Here is a 17883-nt window from a genome sequence, read left to right as displayed (position 1 = left end):
GGCGGCTCGGCCGCGATGCCGTCGATCGTACAAGACCCACTGTCATGGAGCCCACATGCCGACCGCAGCAGCGGCAAAGGCAGCGCCGGGTGGCGCCGGCACCGGCGGGCAGGCCCGCGCGACCGACGCCCGACAATCGCAGGCCAGACACGATCCTGCGCTCACACACGCGCCGTATCATGGGTGTCCGTTCCCGTGACCACCCCCGTCCCATGCCCGCAAAACGTTCGACCATCCCCGCACCGGCAAGCCCGGCCGACTGGAAGGCGCTCGAGGCTGCCGCCACGGCCGAACTTGCGCGCCGCACGGCGCAAGCGCATCAGCAAATCCTGGGATTGTTGAACACGCATGGGCATCTGCTCAGCGAGGCGCAGCGGCGCGGATTGCACCGGCGCTTGCTGCGTGCGGGACGCTAAATGGTGGCGCTAAGGCGCCAACAACATCCCTGACGCTAGAGCGACGGTGTCAACGTGGCTGCCGCACGCATTTTGCTGATTGGTGAGTCGAGTGTGCGGTGCCCTCACCACTTGCGGGACACGTCGTGAATCCATCCGTGGAGATTCCTTGGCGGCCTCCATGCCGCCAAGGGTCCCGCAACCGGCGAGGACACCGCACCAGAAAGGTGGTCGGTGCTCGCATAAGAGCTGCTTGTCGCGCGAAGTGCATTGGTCGTTGACTGTTGGGTCGCGCAGGTACATCGCTATCCAAATGCACATGACGCACTGTGCTTGCCCATGCGCACCGAACATCCCGACTGGTTGTCGCTCGAGATGCATCGGGCGTTGAGCTGGCACATCGGCATCAAACAACGCGCATCTGGCACTGCTTTTAATCGTGCACACCGACCATCCAGACAGGTCCTTGCCCGCCTACCGCCGCGGGACCTTACGCGGCATGGATGCCGCGTAAGAGCCTACATGGACGTACTTGCGGCGTGTCCTGCGATGGTGGGCGGGCAAGGGCCCCGCAGCCAAGCGGCAGATCGCCCGCTTTACAGCTGAGCTATCCGCAACGCCGTAGATCGTCCACTCTGCCTTGCGGCGTGTGCTGCGATGGTGGGCGGGCAAGAGCCCTGCAGCCAAGCTGCAGATCGCCTGCCTTACAGCTGATCTCTCCGCAAATCCCCATATCGGGCTCTCCGGCTTGCAACGTGCTCCGCGGTGGTGAGCGGGCAGGAGCCCTGCAGCAAACTCGCAGATCGCCGCCCGCCACTGATCCAACAGCGCGACTCGACCGAATCCAGCCACTAACCAACCAAGACGTCGCCTCGCAGCCACGCATCGATCCGCGCCCAGCCGGCATCGGCCGACGCGACCGACGCGCTCGCGTTCAACCGCCAAGCTCCCACGGCGGCACGTCGCCCAGGCGTTCCTGCAGAAAATCCACGAATGCACGCACACGCGGCGGCTGCAGCTGGCGCGCCGGCATCACCGCGTTGATCTGCGAGGTTGGCGGCGGGTAATCGGGAAGTACCTCGACCAACCGGTTGTTGCGCAGTTCTTCTGCGATATGCCAGTACGAATGCAGCGCGATGCCTTGGCCGGCGACGGCCGCATCGCGGATCAACTCACCGAAATTGCTTTCGAAGCGGCTCTGAATGCGGACGCGCACCAGGCCGCCCTCCGGTGTTTGCAACTGCCAGACATCCTGGCGGCCGTCGCGGCCCATCAGCAGCACGCCGGCATGCCCGGCCAGGTCGTCCGGCGTGCGCGGGGTGCCATGGCGCTGCAGGTAATCGGGCGAGGCGGCGAGGGTGCGGCGGTTGTCGGCAATGCGCCGCGCCACCAGCCCGGAGTCGTCCAGCGGGCCGATGCGGATCGCCAGGTCGAAGCCTTGCCTGACCAGGTCCACCAGGTCGTCGCTCAGGTGCGCACTGATGTGCACGCGCGGATGACGGGCCTGGAATTCCGGGAGCAAGGGCGAGACGTACTGCCGCCCGAACGAGGCCGACATGGTCATGCGCAGGATGCCGCCGACCGCGTGTGCGCTCTCGCGCAGATCGTCGGCCAGCGCATCCAGATCCTGTACCAGCACGCGGCCGCGCTCGGCCAGGCGCTGGCCTTCGGGGGTCGGGTGCAGCCGGCGCGTGGTCCGGTGCAGCAGGCGCACGCCCAGGTCGCGCTCCAGCCGCTTCAGGCGCTGGCTGGCGACCGCCACCGACAGGTCCAGGCTGCGCGCGCCGGCAGTGATCGAGCCGGAGTCGAGCACGCGCAGGAACAGCGCGATATCGCCGAGGCGGTCCATGCGATTCTCAATGATTGCTTGATAGTGAATCAGGATAACAGGGGTTTTTGCTTAGGACGTTGGAGCGCAGGCTGTGGGTTGTCTTCCCTGGTCCATGCCCATGTCCGCTTCCGCGCGTTCTTCCCGTTTTCCGCCAGCGCTGCTGGCGCTGACCATCGGTGCCTTCGGCATCGGTACCACCGAGTTCGTGATCATGGGCCTGCTGCAGCAGGTGGCCACCGACCTGGGCGTGTCGCTCAGCGCCGCCGGCCTGCTGATCAGCGGCTATGCGCTGGGCGTGTTCGTCGGGGCGCCGGTGCTGACCCTGGCCAGTGCGCGGCTGCCGCGCAAGGCGGTGCTGGTCGGCTTGATGGCGATCTTCGCCCTGGGCAATGTGGCCTGCGCGCTGGCGCCGGACTACACCAGCCTGATGATCGCACGCGTGCTGACCTCGCTGGCGCACGGCACCTTCTTCGGCGTGGGCGCGGTGGTGGCCACCTCGCTGGTCCCGGCCGAGCGCCGTGCCTCGGCGATCTCGCTGATGTTTGCCGGCCTGACCGTGGCCACCCTGCTGGGCGTGCCGGCTGGCGCCTGGCTGGGTCTGCAGCTGGGCTGGCGGGCGACGTTCTGGGCGGTTGCGGTCGTCGGCGTGCTGGCCACGGCCGCGGTGGCGCTGTGGGTGCCGGCGAACGCAGGCGCGGCCGCGCCGGTGTCGTGGCGCCAGGAAGTGGCAGTGCTGGGGCGCGGCCAGGTGCTGCTGGCCCTGGCGATCACGGTGGTGGGCTATGCCGGCGTGTTCGCGGTATTCACCTATATCCAGCCGTTGCTGGTGGACGTGAGCGGTTTTGCGCAGACGGCGGTGTCGCCGGTGTTGCTGGTCTTCGGCGTCGGCATGATCGTGGGCAATCTGCTGGGCGGGCGTCTGGCCGACCGGCGCCCCACCGCCGCGTTGCTGGGCAGCCTGGCGGCATTGGTGGTGGTGCTCGCCGCGATGGGCCTGGTCCTGCACAACAAGACCGCGATGGTGGTGTTCGTCGGGTTGCTGGGCGTGGCCGCCTTCGCCACCGTGGCGCCGCTGCAGTTGCGCGTGCTCGAGCATGCGCGCGGTGCCGGCCAGAACCTGGCTTCCAGTCTCAATATCGCCGCGTTCAATCTGGGCAATGCGCTGGGCGCCTGGCTGGGCGGTGTGGTGATCGCCACGCACGCCGGCCTGGTCGCCACCCCGTGGGTTGCCGCGCTGTTGAGCGCGCTCGGCCTGGGCATCGCGTTGTGGAGCGTGCAACTGCAACGCCGACGTGCCGCCGCGCCGGGCGTGTGCGCGCAGGCGGGTTGATTCGTTTTTTAGTCACGAGCGCAGTGACCGCGCAATCGGCAGCCCTGCGCGCTCGCGCGGGTGATCGGCGAGCGGAGCGTGGCGCCTGGCATCGCGCATGGCCGGATCGACCGGCAGCGCGCGGATTTTCTTTCGGTTTCAAGGAGCATTGCGATGGAGACACGTTTTCTCGGCCGTTCCGGTTTCAAGGTCCCGGTGCTCGGTCTGGGGGCCGGTACCTTCGGCGGCAAGGGGCCGCTGTTTTCTGCATGGGGCGATACCGATGTGGCGCAGGCGCAGCGCATGATCGATCTGTGCCTGGAGGCGGGCCTGAACCTGTTCGACACCGCCGATGTGTATTCGGACGGCGCCTCTGAAGAGATCCTCGGCCAGGCGCTGCAGGGCCGCCGCGATCAGGTGATCCTCTCGACCAAGACCGGCCTGCGCCTGGGCGATGGGGCCAACGACGCCGGCGCCTCGCGCTTCCGCCTGTTGCGTGCGGTGGATGCCTCGTTGCGACGCCTGCGCACCGACTATATCGATCTGCTGCAGCTGCATGCCTTCGACGCGATGACGCCGGTGGAAGAAACCCTGTCCACGCTGGATGGGCTGGTCCGCGCCGGCAAGGTGCGCTACCTGGGCGCGTCCAATTACGCCGGCTGGCAGCTGATGAAGTCGTTGGCGGTGGCCGATGCGCAGGGCTGGAGCCGCTTTGTCGCCAACCAGACCTATTACTCGCTGGCCGGGCGCGACTACGAATGGGAGCTGATGCCGCTGGGCATCGACCAGGGCGTGGGCGCGGTGGTGTGGAGTCCGCTGGGCTGGGGGCGCCTGACCGGCAAGCTGCGCCGCGGCCAGGCATTGCCCGAACACAGTCGCCTGCATGCCACCGCGGCCGCCGCCCCGGCGATCAGCGACGAGCGCCTGTTCGACATCGTCGATGTGCTCGACGCGATTGCCGACGAGAGCGGCCGCAGCGTGCCGCAGATCGCCATCAACTGGCTGCTGCAACGGCCCACCGTGAGCACGGTGCTGATCGGCGCACGTGACGAAGCGCAGCTGCGCCAGAACCTGGGCGCGGTGGGCTGGTCGCTGACGGACGCGCAACGCGCGCGCCTGGATGCGGTGAGCGCGGTGGAGCCACCGTATCCGTACTACCCGTACTGGCGCGGGCACTTTGCCGAACGCAGCCCGCTGCCGGTGTGATGCCGCATCACAATGGCCGTGCCGTGCGCGGAACTACCTCGGGACAGGGCACCTCGATGTCTCGAAAGAGCCGGAAGAGCGCATCCGGGTTGAATGGCGGATGCGACAGGGCGTCGATCGGCTCCCGGTGCGCGGTTGCGCAGCCGATGCCGGCGGTGAGAAAGCGCAGCGGTCGCATGGCCGCGAAGGCATAGCGGCTGGACCACTGCCACAGGCAGGCATGCGCCGCGCCCGCGTTTCCGCGTTGCGCGTTCAAGGACGTGGCCGCGCGCTCGGACGTGGACCGCGCGACAGCCGTGGACTGCCGCGCGGGATGACGTCTTGGCTTGCCTACCAGCGATACGCCACCGACATCTGGTACTGCCGTCCGGCGATCGGCCGGCCCATGAACACGCCGCCGGTCGCTGCACCCGGGACACGCACATTGCCTTCGGTCAGGCCCAGCGTGTCGGTGACGTTGCTGCCGCTGGCGGTCACTTCCCAGTGCTCGCCCACATGCAGGTTGGCGCCGAGGTCGAGCATGTCGTAGGACGGCAACCGCTGGCTGTTGGCCAGGTCCGCAAAGCGGTCGCCGATGTAGGAATAGGTGGCAAACACCTTGAGGTCGCCGAACGGCAGCATCCAGTAGTAGCTGGGCGTGATGCGGAACTGGCGCTTGGGCTGGCGCATCACCTGGTTGCCGGTGAACTCGCGGTAGTTGCGGTACTTGGCATCCAGCCACACCCCGGTGCCGGCCAGCTCGAAGCCGCCGAACGGGCGGATGGCACCTTCCACCTCCAGCCCGCGCGCACGCGAGTCGCCAACGGTGGTGAAGTTTTCACCATTGGCCAGGAACGCCTGGAACGGCGAGTTCTTGAAGGTGTTGTAGAACGCGGTCAGGTACAGGTCGTAGCTGCTGGCACCGGACTTGAGCCCGAGTTCGTACTGATCCACTTCCTGCACGCGATTCTGGCCATCGCGCAGATTGTCGAAGCCGGGGAACTTCACCCCTGAATTGACGCGTGCGAACAGGCTGTTGTGGGTATCGAGCGTGAAGTTCAGCCCCGCCGTCCAGGAGAACGCCTCATCGTCCTGGTCGATGCGGCGCGTGCTGGCCAGGGCGAGCGAGGTGGCGTTGTCGTACAGCGTGTCCGGGTTGCCGTCCAGATCGACGGTGGCGGTGTCGTGCACATCGCCGGTGACGCTCTGGCGTTCGTAGCGGGCGCCCAGGTCCAGGCGCAGCCGCGCGTTGAGCTCCCATTCGTCGGCGACGAAGGCGGCGATGTTCTCGCCATCGTAGTTGGCGCGCAGGTTGAAGAACGCGGTGCTGGTGAAACCCTGGCGCGTGGCCTGTTGGCCGTTGTCCAGCGCCAGATCGATCCGGCGCGCATTGTTCTGCGCGGTAAGCAGCATGGTGTTGCCCAGGTACCAGGTGTCGGCCGAGGAGTACTTGGCATAGTACGCACCCACGGTGAGCGTGTTGCCCGTAAACAATTCGCGGCTCAGGCGCAAATCGTTGGTGACCGAATTCAGGCGCTTGTCCACCGACCACCAGCCGGCTTCCAGCACTTGCTGATTCGGATCGACGACGCCGCCGCCATTGGTGAAGCTACCGCTGCCGGTAGTGCCGTAACTGGCGATGAAATCGCTCAATCGCACCGGCGCATCGCCGGTGAACAACGCATAGGTCGGCGCGCTGCCGCTCATCACGTTGAAGCGGTCGGCAATGGTCCAGTCGCCGGTCTCCCAGTTCAGTTCGCCGCCGAACACATCGATGTTGACGCCGCGGCCGTCGGCCAGATCGCGGCGGATGGTCTGTCCATCCGGCCCGACCAGCAGATCGACATTGCGGAAGTCGCGGCCGAGCAGGGTGCCGGTTTGCGCATTCAGGCCGGGGAAGCTGGACAGGTCGTTGCCGTTGTTGCGCGACAGCAGCGGAATGGCGGTATAGAAGGCATTGTTGTCGTCGGTATGCCGCGCGTAGAACGACAGCTCACCACTGTCCCAGCGCTTGCTCAAGGTGGCGCTGAATTGGCCACCCTTGTCGGCGGAAAACTGCGGGTCGCGCACGCCGTCGGTTTCGCGAAAGAAACCGCCCACGCTGTAGTACCAGCCATTGCCCATCGGCCCGCTGTTGAAGACATCGATGCGGCGCAGCGCGTTGTTGCCGCCGGTCAGGCGTACGCTGCCTTCGGGCTCGTCCTGGCCTTTTTTCTGGATGAAGTTGACCGTCAGACCCGGCTGGCCGTTGGAGAAGATCGGGCTGGAGCCGCCACGCAATACCTCCATGCGCTCGACCGTGTCGTCGACGCGAAACAGCGTGGAATTTTCCAGGAACGACAGGGTCGGCGGCGGAAACAGCGGCGAGCCATCCAGTTGCATGGTCACGAACGGCGCATCGCCTTCGGACGGCATGCCGCGCACGAAGATATTGGCGCCGGTGCCGCCACCGCTGGGCTCGGCCCATACGCCGGGCACGATCTTCAGGAGGTCCGCAGTGCTCTGCGGCACGGCCTGCTGGATCTGCTCCGGGCTGGCGGTGGTGATCGAGAAGCTGGCATCGCGCTTGGCCAGGCCCTTGAAGCGCGCGGTGCCGCTGACGATCACTGCATCCAGCGTGGTGGCCTCGCTGCGCGGCTCGGCGGTGGACGTCTGCGCATGCGCGCCAGGCGCAAGCAGGGCGCCGATGGCAAGGGACAGGGCATAGCGGGGCATCGATGCGGTCATGAAAGCTCTCCTGGGATGACGTCGCAGCTGGCGGCAATGCGCGCGTCGTACACGCGCCGCCAAAGGGTGACCGGCAGCACGTCACAGTGGCCGGTCGCGCAACGCAGCGACACACGTCGCGCTGTTGTTCTAACGGAGTTGCCGGCAAAAGCTGTTGTGCGCTGCGGCACTCGGCGCAGGCGACGTGCTCGCCATCGATCAATGTGGCAAGGCGCCGGACCGCGCGTCCGCAGTGCACGTGTGTCGCTATCGGACCGCGTGTGGGTCGCTTCAACGCGCACCATAGCGGCAGCCGATGCGAACCATCGCGGCGGCACGATGACCTTGCGCATGCGCTGCCAGGCACCGTGCAATGGGGCAGCGATGTCGCTGCACGCAGGCCGATAGGCAGGCGCGCGCTTGCGCCTGCTTTACGCTGCTGCGCGTACCGGCGCGGCTTCGCGGATCGGCAGGTTGATCAGTGCGGCGATCACTGCCAGCAGCATGTCGGCGTACCACATCCAGCTGTAATCGCCGAAGCGCTCCAGCGCCAGCCCGCCCAGCCACGCCCCGAAGAAGCCGCCGATCTGGTGCGACAACAAGGTCAGGCCGAACAAGGTGCCCAGGTAGCGCGGGCCGAACAGTTTGCCGATCAAACCTGCCGTCGGCGGCACCGTGCCCAGCCAGGTAAAGCCCAGTGCCGCGGCGAACAGGTAGAAGGTCAGCGGCGTCGGCGGCGCGATCAGGTACAAGCCGATCAGCACCGCACGGCTGGCATACAAGGCGCACAGCAGCCACTTCATGCGGATGCGTTCGCCAAGCTTGCCGGCGACCAGGCTGCCGGCCACGTTGAACAGGCCGATCAACGCGATCGACACCGCCGACACGCTGGCGGGCAGGCCACAGAGCGCGATCTCGCCGGGCAGGTGCGTGACCAGAAACGCGATATGCACCCCGCAAGTGAAAAAGCCCAGATGCAGGCACCAGTAACTGCGATCGCGCAGGGCAACCTGCAGTTGCGCACGCAGGCCGATGTCGTCGTCTGCGATGGGCGTGTGCGTGCCCGGCGGCGGCGATCTGCGTCGCAGCGGCCAGGCCAGCGGCAAGGTCAGCAAGGAAATCATTGCCAGGCCGGTCATCGCCCTGGCCCAGCCGGCGGCGCCGATCATCAACTGCACCAGTGGCGCAAACACGAACTGGCCGAGCGAGCCGCCGGCATTGATCAGCCCGGCTGCGAACGAACGCCGCTCCGGTGCGAGCCGGCTGGCAGTGGCACCGATCAGCACCGAAAAACTGCCGGCGCCCGCACCGGCGGCGGCCAGGATGCCCAGCGAGACGATCAGGCCCCACTCGCTGGCCAGCCACGGGCTCAGTCCCAGGCCCAGCGACAACAGCACGCCGCCGAACAGCAGCACCGGCAGTGGCCCGCGCGCATCGGCGATCGCGCCGAATACCGGCTGCACCGCGCCCCAGACCAGTTGCCCCACCGCCAGCGCGAAGCTGATCGACGCGATGCCAATCCCGGTCTGGCGATGGATCGGCTCCACGAATAGGCCGGTGGTCTGGCGTGCGCCCATCGTCAGCATCAGCATGGCCGAGGCGGTGAGCAGCAATCCCCACTGCGCGCCGGTGCGGGCGCTCGCAGACGTGCTCATGCCGCTGCCTCCGCGTCCAGGGCCGCATCCAGTTGCATCAGGGTGGCGTGCAGCTGCGCGGTGGAAGCGCTGCCGAACAGCGTTTCCAGCTGCTTCTGTGCGCGTTGCCAATGCGGCAGGGCGCGCACCAGCAGCCCGCGCCCACTGCGGCTCAATACCACCAGTTTCTGGCGCGCATCCTCGCCGCGACGTGCCTGCACCCAGCCCGCCGCCAGCAGCGGCTTGAGATTGCGGGTCAGCGTGGTGCGATCCATGCCCAGCGAGTGCGCCAACGCGCCCAACGGCTGTGCGCTGACCAGCCGGCGCAGGATCGAGTATTCGTTGAGGCTCAGGCCCACCTGCGCCAGGGCATGGTCGTACAGCTGCGAGGTACGCCGTGCGGCGCGGCGCAGCTGGAAGCAGGTGCAGGGGCCGGTCCCGGACATGGCGATGCTCCACGAGGATGTTCGCACTTTGCGTGCATATGCACCTATTGGCAAGCGCGTGGCGAATGTGGGGCGCCTGTTCGTCGAAGCAGGATCGATCGAGTCCGCGCGGGAAGACCGCCCGACCCGCGCCAATGACGGCACGGGTACATACGCCGGTGCGCACCGGCAGCCTTGCTATCGGCCAACGCCGGCAAGCGGCTTCGGTGTGATCGGTCAGCGGGGCGTCGAGCCAGCCCGTGCAATGCATTGCATCGGCTCGTTACAGGGAGCGATGTGGCGCAGAACCACCATTGCCATGCGAATGCGCGCAGCAGTGCAGAACGCCGAGGCCGGCAGCCCCGCCGCCGGACATGACGAGGCCGCCCGAAGGCGGCCTCGCTTATGACGGTGGGAGAGAGGTACCGTCAGAAGAACAGGCGCACGCCGAACGAGGCGCTGCGGCCGGGAAGCATCACGTCGTCCTTGAGGAAGGAGGTGTGCACGCGGGCGTCCTGGTTGGTCAGGTTGTTGCCGTCCAGGAACACTTCCCACGCGTTGCTGCCACGGTCCACGTGGTAGGCCAGATGCGCATCGACGAAGGTATAGCCATCGGTCGGGGTTTCGTTCACCGCCACCTTGTCCTGCTTCATGGTGCGGGTGGCGCCGAGCGAGGCGCGCCATGCATCGGCGTTCCAGCGCATCTGCGCGCCGACCCGGCCCGGTGCGATGCGCGGCAGGTTGCCGCCATCCTTCAGGCGCGCACGCACGGTGTCGCCGAACACGCGCAGATCCCACGCGCCGGTGTCGTTGTCCGCCAGATGGAAGGTGGCCTCGCCCTCGAAACCGTGGAAGACCGCATCGTTCTGCGTCCACTGGCGGATCGGAAGGAAGTCGTTGTCTTCTTCGTTGAACCATTGGCCGCCGGTATCGACGATGTAGACGAAGTCGTTGTAGCGGTTGTAGTACGCGGCGATCTTGGCATCCACCCATGCGTTCTGGAAGTTCAGGCCCAGCTCGGCCTGGTTGGCCTTTTCGGTCTTCAGATCGGCATCGCCGATCTCGTAGGCGAGGGTGGCGATGTGGGGGCCGTTGGCGAACAGCTCTTCCTCGGCCGGTGCGCGTTCGGCGTGGTCGAGGTTGGCGGTCAGGCGCCATTGTTCGTTGAAACGGAAGCCGCCGCTGGCTGAGAAGCTGGTCGGGGTGAAGTCGCGGTCCACGCCGATGTCGGTGCGGTACTTGACCTTGTCCACGCGCGCGCCGACTTCGGCGGTGACGCGCTCCCAGCTGTTGCGCGCGACGCCGAACACGCCGAGCGAGCGGGTATCGGTCTTGGGCACGAAGGATTCCTCGCCGATCGCCTGGAAGGTGGTGTCGCTGCCCTGCAGGCCGAATGCGGTCTGCCAGCCGCCGCCGAAGGTGAAGGACGCTTCCACACGGCCTTCGTTGGCACGCTTGGTGAACACGGTGCCGACTTCGGCGCCTTCGAATTCGGTGTGCGCGTAATCGGTGTGGCCGAAGCTGTAGCGCAGCGCGCTGCCTTCGCCCCAGGGATCGGTCAGCCCGCCCTTGAGGTCGTAGCGGTCCTGCTGCAGCTTCAACGACACCCCGCGCTCGCCGATCGTCGGGTCGCCCGGCTCGCCGGGGTTGCCGTAGTTGTCACGGAAGCGCGAGGCCGACAGGCCGACGAAACCCCAGTCGCCGGACAGCGAGGCGCCGACCGAGCCGACCTTGGAGTCGATCCAGCTGTTGAGCTGGCGCCCCTGCGGGGTGTCGTAATCGTTCTGGTTGCGGTACACGCCGTCGGCATGGATCGACAGGCCGCTGCCATTGCCGGCATCGACGCGGAACATGTCGGTGTTGCCGTCCTTGTCGCCGCCGTCGAAGCGCACTTCGGCGCGGCCGCTGAAGCCGTCCACCGGGGTTTCGGCAATGCGCCCGTCGACCACGTTGACCACGCCGCCGATCGCGCCGGAGCCGTACAGCAGCGTGGACGGGCCCTTGAGCACCTCGATCTGGTTGGCCAGGAACGGCTCGATCGCCGGCGAGTGATCCTGGCTGACCGTGGACACGTCCTGGGTCGACAGGCCATCGCGCAGCACCGCCACGCGCGGGCCGTCCAGGCCACGGATGATCGGCCGGCCGACGCCGGGGCCGAAGTTGGAACTCTGCACGCCGGGCAGGCTGGCCACGGTCTCGCCCAGGCTGGAGCTGCGTACCTCGTCCAGACGCTCGCCGGCCAGCACCTCGACCGGGCGGCTCAACTCGCCGGCCGCATCGCGCAACGGGCTGGCGGTGACGACGACCTTGTCCAGGTCCTTGATATGGCGGCCACTGGAAGCGGTAGCGTCGTGGCGCGTGTCCGAGCTGGGCGGGGTCTGCGGGTCGGCGGCTGCCGGTGCGTCCTCGGCCAGGGCCAGGGCGGGCGTCAGCAGGCTGGTCAACGCCAGCGAGAGCGTGGAGCGGCGGAACGAGAAAGCGAGGCGAGGGTGCATGGCGGGCCGGACTCTGTGATTGTTACTGTATATCAATGGTAAGGCGCAGCTTGGCTGCTGTGCCGACGGCAGGACCCGCTCACCTGCGCGATGCAGCGGTGCGGGTCTGGAACAAGGAAGATGTTATATTATTCCACGTCGCCGCGAGCCCCTGCTGGAAGTCATGCCTCTACCGTCCCTTCGCCATGTGCTCGACCGCTTCGGTGCGACCGGTTCGCTGCTATGCGCCGTGCATTGCGCGGTGCTGCCGCTGGTGCTGGCCCTGGCCCCGTCGTTGGGCCTGTCGTTCTGGCTGGGCGATGGGGTCGAACTGGCCATCGTGGTGTTCGTGACGCTGCTGGGGCTGTTCAGCCTGGTGCTGGGCTATCGCCGCCACAAGGCGCTGCACGCGCTGGCACTGTTGCTGCCGGGCTTGTTGCTGCTGTGGGCCGGCCTGCTTTATGACCCCTTGCACCACGCGGTGGTGCCGCATGCGGTGGTGATGACGCTCGGCGGCGCGCTGGTCGGCATCGCCCACCTGGTCAACCTGCGTCTGAACCACGGGCACGCCCACGTCCACGACGCCAGCTGCGCGCACTAGCCCGGGCTGCGCGGGCAGGGCCTACGTGGTAGGCTTGCCGGCCTTGCGCGAGGGCGCCGCCGGCGTAAACCTCGCCAGACCCGTGTTCAGCGCGGGGATTTTGTATTCAGTATTCACATTCAGGAGTCGACGAACATGGGTAAGGGTGACCGCAAGACCGCCAAGGGCAAGCGCTACAATTCCAGCTACGGCAATTCGCGTTCGCACGCGGTGAGCAAGGTTGTCGTGGGTGCAGCTGCCCCGGTTGCCAAGAAGGGCGTGGTCAAGGCGCCGGCCAAGAAGGCTGTGGCCAAGAAGACCGTTGCCAAGGCCGGCTGATCCTTAGCCCGCTTCGCGACACCAGAACGCGGCGCTTGCGCCGCGTTTTTTTTATGTCCGGCATCGGCGCAGACGCGCGCTGCAGCGCTCGCCCGAGCAGCAATTAGGCTACCGGCCTGCGTCGAAGCGGCGACCTGCGCGCCGCTGGCGTCGGTTCGCGCATGGCACGGCAGCGCCGGCCGCAGTGTGCGGCGGTCACGGCCGGCAGCTGCACACTGCGGTCGGTCGGCCCTGCGCCGCTCTCCCGCCTGGGATGTTCAGTGCGTCGTCGCCGTAGCCGGCGAGGTGCGGGACGGCGTCGGCGCCAGCAACTGTTCGGCCAGGCCGCGATAGATCGGCGTCTTGCACACCAGCCCGGACATTGCGCGCGCGATCAGCACGGTAGCCAGGATCGGCAGCAGCATCTGGCTGGTGTCGGTCAGTTCCAGCGAGATCACCGCCGAGGTCAACGGCGCCTGGGTCACGCCGGTCAGATACGCGCACATGCCCAGCAGCACGAAGGTGCGCGGGTCCACGCCCGGCATCAGCACCGACAGGTTGTGGCCGATGCCGGCGCCCACCGCCAGCGCCGGCGAGAACAGCCCGCCCGGAATGCCGGCCAGGTAGGAGACCAGATTGGCCAGAAGCTTCATCAGCCCGAATTCGTGGCCGACCACCGCATGGCCCTGCACCAGGCTGCGTGCCTGCTCGTAGCCGGTGCCGAACGCGCCTTGCCCGAACACCAGCGCCAGCCCGACCAAGGCCACCCCGCACAGCGCGGCCAGCAGCACCGGATGGCGCTGGCGCAGCGTTGCCAGCCAGCGCGGTTTGCCGCTGACGCTGGCCAGCACCAGGCGCGCGAAGATGCCGCCGAGCAGGCCGGCCACGCTGCCGCATAGCGCGATCGCCAGCCAGGCCTGGCCCAGCGGCAAGGCCACCGCGACCTTGCCGAAGTAGGTGTAGTTGCCCAACAGGCCCAGCGACACCACGCCACCGACGATCACCGCGGTCAGCAAGGTGCCGGAGAAGCGGTGCTCGAAGCGACCGCTCAATTCCTCGATCGCAAACACCACCCCGGCCAGCGGCGTGTTGAACGCCGCGGCGATACCGGCCGCGCCGCCGGCAAGCAGAAAATGCGAGAGCTCGCGCGGATCGCGAAACCCGAACCAGCGCCCGAACACATGCATCAGGCTGGCGCCGACATGCACGGTGGGGCCCTCGCGTCCGACCGAGGCGCCACCGAGCAGCGACAAGGTGGTCAGGGCGAGCTTGCCGATCGACACGCGCAGCGACAGATTGGTCTGGCGGAATGCGGCGTCGTCATGTTCCAGCGCCGCGATGACCTGCGGAATGCCGCTGCCACGCGTCGGCCGCATCGCGCCGGAGGTGAGCCAGGCCAGCAGGGCGAAGATGCCCGGCGTCAGCAGCAGCGCCCACCAGATCGAATGCGCGGTGATGCGCTGGAACAACTGGAAGGCGGCGTCGCTGGCCTTGGCGAACACGATCGCCACCAGTGCTACTGCGATTGCGCCACCCCACAGTGCAGCGCGGCGACGCCAGCCTTGGCTGGACAACAACGGCCGCAGCCGAAGCCGGCGCGGCGAGGGATCAGGAGCAGACATGGCGCCATTGTCGCATCCGCGCCGCGCGGCCGCGACGCGTCACTCAGCGGCCGGCGGCCGGCGGCACGCGCAGGGCCGGCAGCAGCGTGGCGGGATTTCCATCATTGGGCGCGGCGGGAATGCCCAGCAGCCGGGTCATCAGCGCATACACATCGACGTTGTCGAAGCCCGGCAAGCTCTTGCCCTGCGCCAGATCCGGGCCCTGCGCCAGGAACACCGCGCGCATCGACGGCAGCGCCGGATCGAAACCGTGCGAGCCGCGCATCTGATCGCGCGGGCGCTTGGTCAGCTTGTCCGGGAACAGTGCATCCCAGCCTTCGTGCATCTGGCACACGATCGGCGGAATGCGCGGATGCGTGCCGTAGTGCCAGCGTGCCGGCAGCTCCGTCTTGCGCCAGCAGTCGTACTGCGCATGCGCACCGAGCAGGCCGGCTTCGGCGCGGGCCTGCTGTCCCGGCAATGGCGCAAAGCCGATCACCTGCCCGTCGGTCACGGCAGTGGCGATGTCCGGGCGCGCCATGTCTTCCACGCTGATCGCATGCCCGGGCGCCACCTCGGCCATGCCGTGGTCGGAGACCACGACGATATTGGTGCGCTCGCGCGTGCCGTCGCGCTGCATGCCGGCCAGCAGCCGGCCGATCGCGCCATCCACCGCACGCACGTTGTCGGCGTATTCGCGCGACTCCGGGCCGTGGTCGTGGCCGGCTTCGTCCACGTGTTCGAAATACAGCGTGACCAGGCGGTTGCGGTCGGCGCCGGAGGCGGCCAGCCAGCCCCGCACTTCGTCCACGCGCGCGTCCAGGCTGGTGCCTTCTTCGTAATGGCGCCAACGCGTGGGGCGCACGCCGCCGATCGCCGCCTCGCTGCCCGGCCACGACCAGGTTGCGGCATGCAGGCCATGGGTTTCCGCGCCCACCCACAGCGGCTCGCCACCCCACCAGCGCGCATCGCCGACGGCATCCTGCTTGCTCAGCCAGAAGCCGCCCAGCGTCGCATCGCGCATGCTGTTGTGCACGATGCCGTGGTGGTCCGGGCGCAGGCCGGTGACCAGCGTGTAGTGATTGGGAAAGGTCAGCGACGGGTACGACGGCGTCATCCAGCGCGCACGTACGCCGTCGTGTGCCAGTTGCGACAGATTCGGTGTGATGCCGCGATCGAGCATGTCCGCGCGCAGCCCGTCGATGGAGATCAGCAGCACGCTGTGCGGTACATCGCTGTGTGGTGCGCCGGCCGACGCGGGCGCCGCCGGGGCGAGCGTTGGCGTACTGCGTGAAGGGGCGTGAGAACTGCAGGCCGCGAGCAGTGCGAGCGCGGCAAACACAAAACGTCGATCGATCATCGCGCCAGTTTACGGCCTGGCAATGACGTCGCGAAGTCAGCGCGTGCCGGCGGCGGATGCGGCGAACAGATCGTCGGCCGCTGCGCCCTGGCGCGGTGACCAGCCTTCCAGCTGCAACAAGGCCTGCTTGGTCGGCAGACCGCCGCCGAAGCCGGTCAGCGCACCATTGGCGCCGATCACGCGGTGGCAGGGCAGCACGATCGGCAATGGATTGCGCCCATTGGCAGCGCCGACCGCGCGGCTGGCGGCGGGGCGTCCCACGGCATGCGCGAGCTGCGCATAGCTCCAGGTCTGCCCGAACGGAATCTGCGCCAGCGTATGCCAGACCTGCAGCTGGAACGGCGTGCCGGTCGGGGCCAGGGGCAGGTCGAAGCTGCGCCGCCCGCCATACAGATAGTCGAGCAATTGCTCGCGCGCCTCGCGCACCAGCGGCGCATCGGGGTCGTGCTGCCAACGCGCGCGGCCGAGCGCGTCGTAGCGGTTCTGCGCTAACAGGATGTGGTGCACGCCGGCAGCATCGGCAGCCACGCTGAGCGCGCCGATCGGCGAGGGAAAGGTGTCGTAATACAACGTGCTCATGAGCGGGTGTCCTTGCGATCGACAGCGAGATGCCACAGGTGCAATACGGCGTAGGCGCGCCACGGCCGCCAGGCCTGCGAGTGCGCTTCGGTAGCACGCTCGCTCAGGCGCTCGGGCGTGCCGAGCACCTGCTGCAGGATCAGGTCGCCGGCCGGAAACGCGTCCGGATGCGACAGCGCACGCATGGCGACGTAGTGCGCGGTCCACGGCCCGATGCCGGGCAACGCGGTGCAGGCGGCGACGAACTCGGACAGGCGCTGGCCGGCGCCGAAATGCAGCTGCCCTTGCGCGCAGGCCGAGGCTAATGCACGCAGCGTGGCGGCGCGCGCCCGCGGCAGGCCGAGTTGTTCCAGCGGCGCCTCGGCCAGCTGTGCCGGGGTCGGAAAGATGCGGTCCAGGCCGGGCGGCATTTCCAGATGATGGCCGCCATGCCGGTCGACCAGCCGCGCCGCCAGCGTTGCCGCGCCGGCCACGCTGATCTGCTGGCCCAGCACGGCGCGCACGGCCACTTCGAAGCCGTCCCAGCCGCCCGGCACGCGCAGCCCGGGGCGGCGCGCGATCGCCTCGGCCAGCAGCGGCTCGGTCGCCAGCGTGGCGTGCACCGCCTGCAGGTCTGCATCCAGATCGAACAGGCGGCGCACCCGCCGCACGATCTGCGGAATCTGGCGCGGGTCGGTGGCGCCGATGCGCAGCAACAACTCCGCACGCTGCGGCGCCGCGCTGACCTCGATCAGCGTTGCGTTGCCCGGCGTGCCGATCACGCGCCGGTAGCCGCTGGCGTCGACCTGCTCGATGCCGGGAATCGCGCGGCGTTGCAGGAATGCCAGCATCGCCGGCAGATCCAGCGGCGGGCGGTAGCCCAGGCGCAGGGTCAACTCGCCACCCGGGACCTCGGCACGCTGCTTGCGCAGCGCCGATGGCGGCATCCCGCAGCCTTCCAGGAATGCGGCGTTGAAGCGACGCAGGCTGTTGAAGCCGGCCGCCAGCGCGACCTCGGTGACCGGCAATGCGGTCTCGGTCAGCAGTTGCTTGGCCAGCAGCAGCCGGCGCGTGCCGTGCACCTGGATCGGGGTGGCACCGAGCTGCTGCACGAATTGCCGCTGCAGCTGGCGTGCGCTCAGGCCCACCGCGTCGGCCAGGGTCTGCACCGGCTGCTCCTGCAGGGCACCGTCGGCAATCATCGCCAGTGCGCGTTGCACGCTCTCTTCGCCCAGATGCTGCTGCGCCTGCGGCGACAGCTCGGGGCGGCAGCGCAGGCAGGGCCGGTAGCCGGCGGCACTGGCTGCCGCCGCGCTGGGGTAATAGCTGATGTTGCCCGGCTTGGGCGGCGGTGCCGGACAGACCGGGCGGCAGTAGATGCCGGTGCTGCGCACCGCGGTGAAGAACAAGCCGTCGAAGCGTGCATCGCGCGCCAGGCGGGCGCGGTCGCATTGGAGTCGGTCGGGCGTGGCGGTCTGCATGGCGCCAGTCTATGCGCTCGCCCCGA

At 68.1% G+C, this 17883-nt stretch carries 15 protein-coding genes; 5 read left to right on the top strand and 10 right to left on the bottom strand.

The window, feature by feature from the left end; translation table 11 throughout:
* Positions 1 to 212 precede the first annotated feature (212 nt).
* On the top strand, positions 213 to 416 hold the full coding sequence (locus tag AC06DU_RS13840) for a hypothetical protein (protein ID WP_024939907.1): 204 nt from the start codon (positions 213 to 215) through the stop codon (positions 414 to 416).
* A gap of 913 nt (positions 417 to 1329) precedes the next feature.
* Here the strand turns inward: AC06DU_RS13840 and AC06DU_RS13835 are convergent.
* On the bottom strand, positions 1330 to 2244 hold the full coding sequence (locus tag AC06DU_RS13835) for a LysR family transcriptional regulator (RefSeq protein ID WP_478202655.1): 915 nt from the start codon (positions 2242 to 2244) through the stop codon (positions 1330 to 1332).
* A gap of 100 nt (positions 2245 to 2344) precedes the next feature.
* On the opposite strand from AC06DU_RS13835, the gene AC06DU_RS13830 reads away from it, so the two are divergent.
* Positions 2345 to 3556, top strand: a complete 1212-nt coding sequence (locus AC06DU_RS13830) for an MFS transporter (protein WP_478202654.1) — start codon at positions 2345 to 2347, stop codon at positions 3554 to 3556.
* A 153-nt stretch (positions 3557 to 3709) separates the two neighbouring features.
* The gene (locus AC06DU_RS13825; protein WP_104543394.1) at positions 3710 to 4741 is read left to right on the top strand and encodes an aldo/keto reductase; all 1032 of its coding nucleotides are present in this window, start codon (positions 3710 to 3712) and stop codon (positions 4739 to 4741) included.
* A gap of 7 nt (positions 4742 to 4748) precedes the next feature.
* On the opposite strand, the gene AC06DU_RS13820 is transcribed toward AC06DU_RS13825, so the two are convergent.
* From AC06DU_RS13820 to AC06DU_RS13800, 5 genes are all read right to left on the bottom strand, one after another.
* Entirely contained in the window at positions 4749 to 4997 is a 249-nt protein-coding gene (locus AC06DU_RS13820) for a hypothetical protein (protein ID WP_478202653.1), read from the bottom strand.
* A gap of 74 nt (positions 4998 to 5071) precedes the next feature.
* On the bottom strand, positions 5072 to 7447 hold the full coding sequence (locus AC06DU_RS13815; protein WP_104553008.1) for a TonB-dependent receptor: 2376 nt from the start codon (positions 7445 to 7447) through the stop codon (positions 5072 to 5074).
* 410 nt (positions 7448 to 7857) lie between these two features.
* Positions 7858 to 9081 (bottom strand): MFS transporter, encoded by a 1224-nt coding sequence (locus tag AC06DU_RS13810; protein ID WP_166770747.1) that lies wholly within the window; start codon positions 9079 to 9081, stop codon positions 7858 to 7860.
* Positions 9078 to 9506, bottom strand: coding sequence for a MarR family winged helix-turn-helix transcriptional regulator (locus AC06DU_RS13805; RefSeq protein ID WP_166770749.1), 429 nt, complete (start codon positions 9504 to 9506; stop codon positions 9078 to 9080). The genes AC06DU_RS13810 and AC06DU_RS13805 overlap by 4 nt, the downstream gene beginning before the upstream one ends.
* Before the next feature lie 407 nt (positions 9507 to 9913).
* Positions 9914 to 11980 carry a TonB-dependent receptor gene (locus tag AC06DU_RS13800; RefSeq protein WP_039522357.1) on the bottom strand — a complete coding sequence of 689 codons (2067 nt, stop codon included), beginning with the start codon at positions 11978 to 11980 and terminating at the stop codon, positions 9914 to 9916.
* A gap of 163 nt (positions 11981 to 12143) precedes the next feature.
* On the opposite strand from AC06DU_RS13800, the gene AC06DU_RS13795 reads away from it, so the two are divergent.
* Positions 12144 to 12560 (top strand): MerC domain-containing protein, encoded by a 417-nt coding sequence (locus tag AC06DU_RS13795; RefSeq protein ID WP_024939915.1) that lies wholly within the window; start codon positions 12144 to 12146, stop codon positions 12558 to 12560.
* A 135-nt stretch (positions 12561 to 12695) separates the two neighbouring features.
* Positions 12696 to 12878: a 30S ribosomal protein THX gene (locus tag AC06DU_RS13790; protein ID WP_016904806.1), complete on the top strand. Its 183-nt coding sequence runs from the start codon at positions 12696 to 12698 to the stop codon at positions 12876 to 12878.
* A gap of 257 nt (positions 12879 to 13135) precedes the next feature.
* On the opposite strand, the gene AC06DU_RS13785 is transcribed toward AC06DU_RS13790, so the two are convergent.
* The 4 genes from AC06DU_RS13785 to AC06DU_RS13770 are packed head-to-tail and all read right to left on the bottom strand — an operon-like array spanning position 13136 to position 17857.
* A complete protein-coding gene (locus tag AC06DU_RS13785; RefSeq protein ID WP_024939916.1) occupies positions 13136 to 14479 on the bottom strand; it encodes a chloride channel protein in 1344 nt (447 codons plus the stop codon).
* A gap of 43 nt (positions 14480 to 14522) precedes the next feature.
* On the bottom strand, positions 14523 to 15818 hold the full coding sequence (locus AC06DU_RS13780) for an alkaline phosphatase family protein (RefSeq protein WP_478202652.1): 1296 nt from the start codon (positions 15816 to 15818) through the stop codon (positions 14523 to 14525).
* Between the two features lie 36 nt (positions 15819 to 15854).
* Entirely contained in the window at positions 15855 to 16397 is a 543-nt protein-coding gene (locus AC06DU_RS13775; protein WP_478202651.1) for a methylated-DNA--[protein]-cysteine S-methyltransferase, read from the bottom strand.
* Positions 16394 to 17857, bottom strand: a complete 1464-nt coding sequence (locus AC06DU_RS13770; RefSeq protein WP_478202650.1) for an AlkA N-terminal domain-containing protein — start codon at positions 17855 to 17857, stop codon at positions 16394 to 16396. The genes AC06DU_RS13775 and AC06DU_RS13770 overlap by 4 nt, the downstream gene beginning before the upstream one ends.
* Positions 17858 to 17883 lie beyond the last annotated feature (26 nt).

This window comes from Xanthomonas sp. NCPPB 3200, from assembly GCF_056393585.1.
Note: the sequence above shows the minus strand (reverse complement) of the source record. Positions and strands in the feature narration are given on the sequence as shown.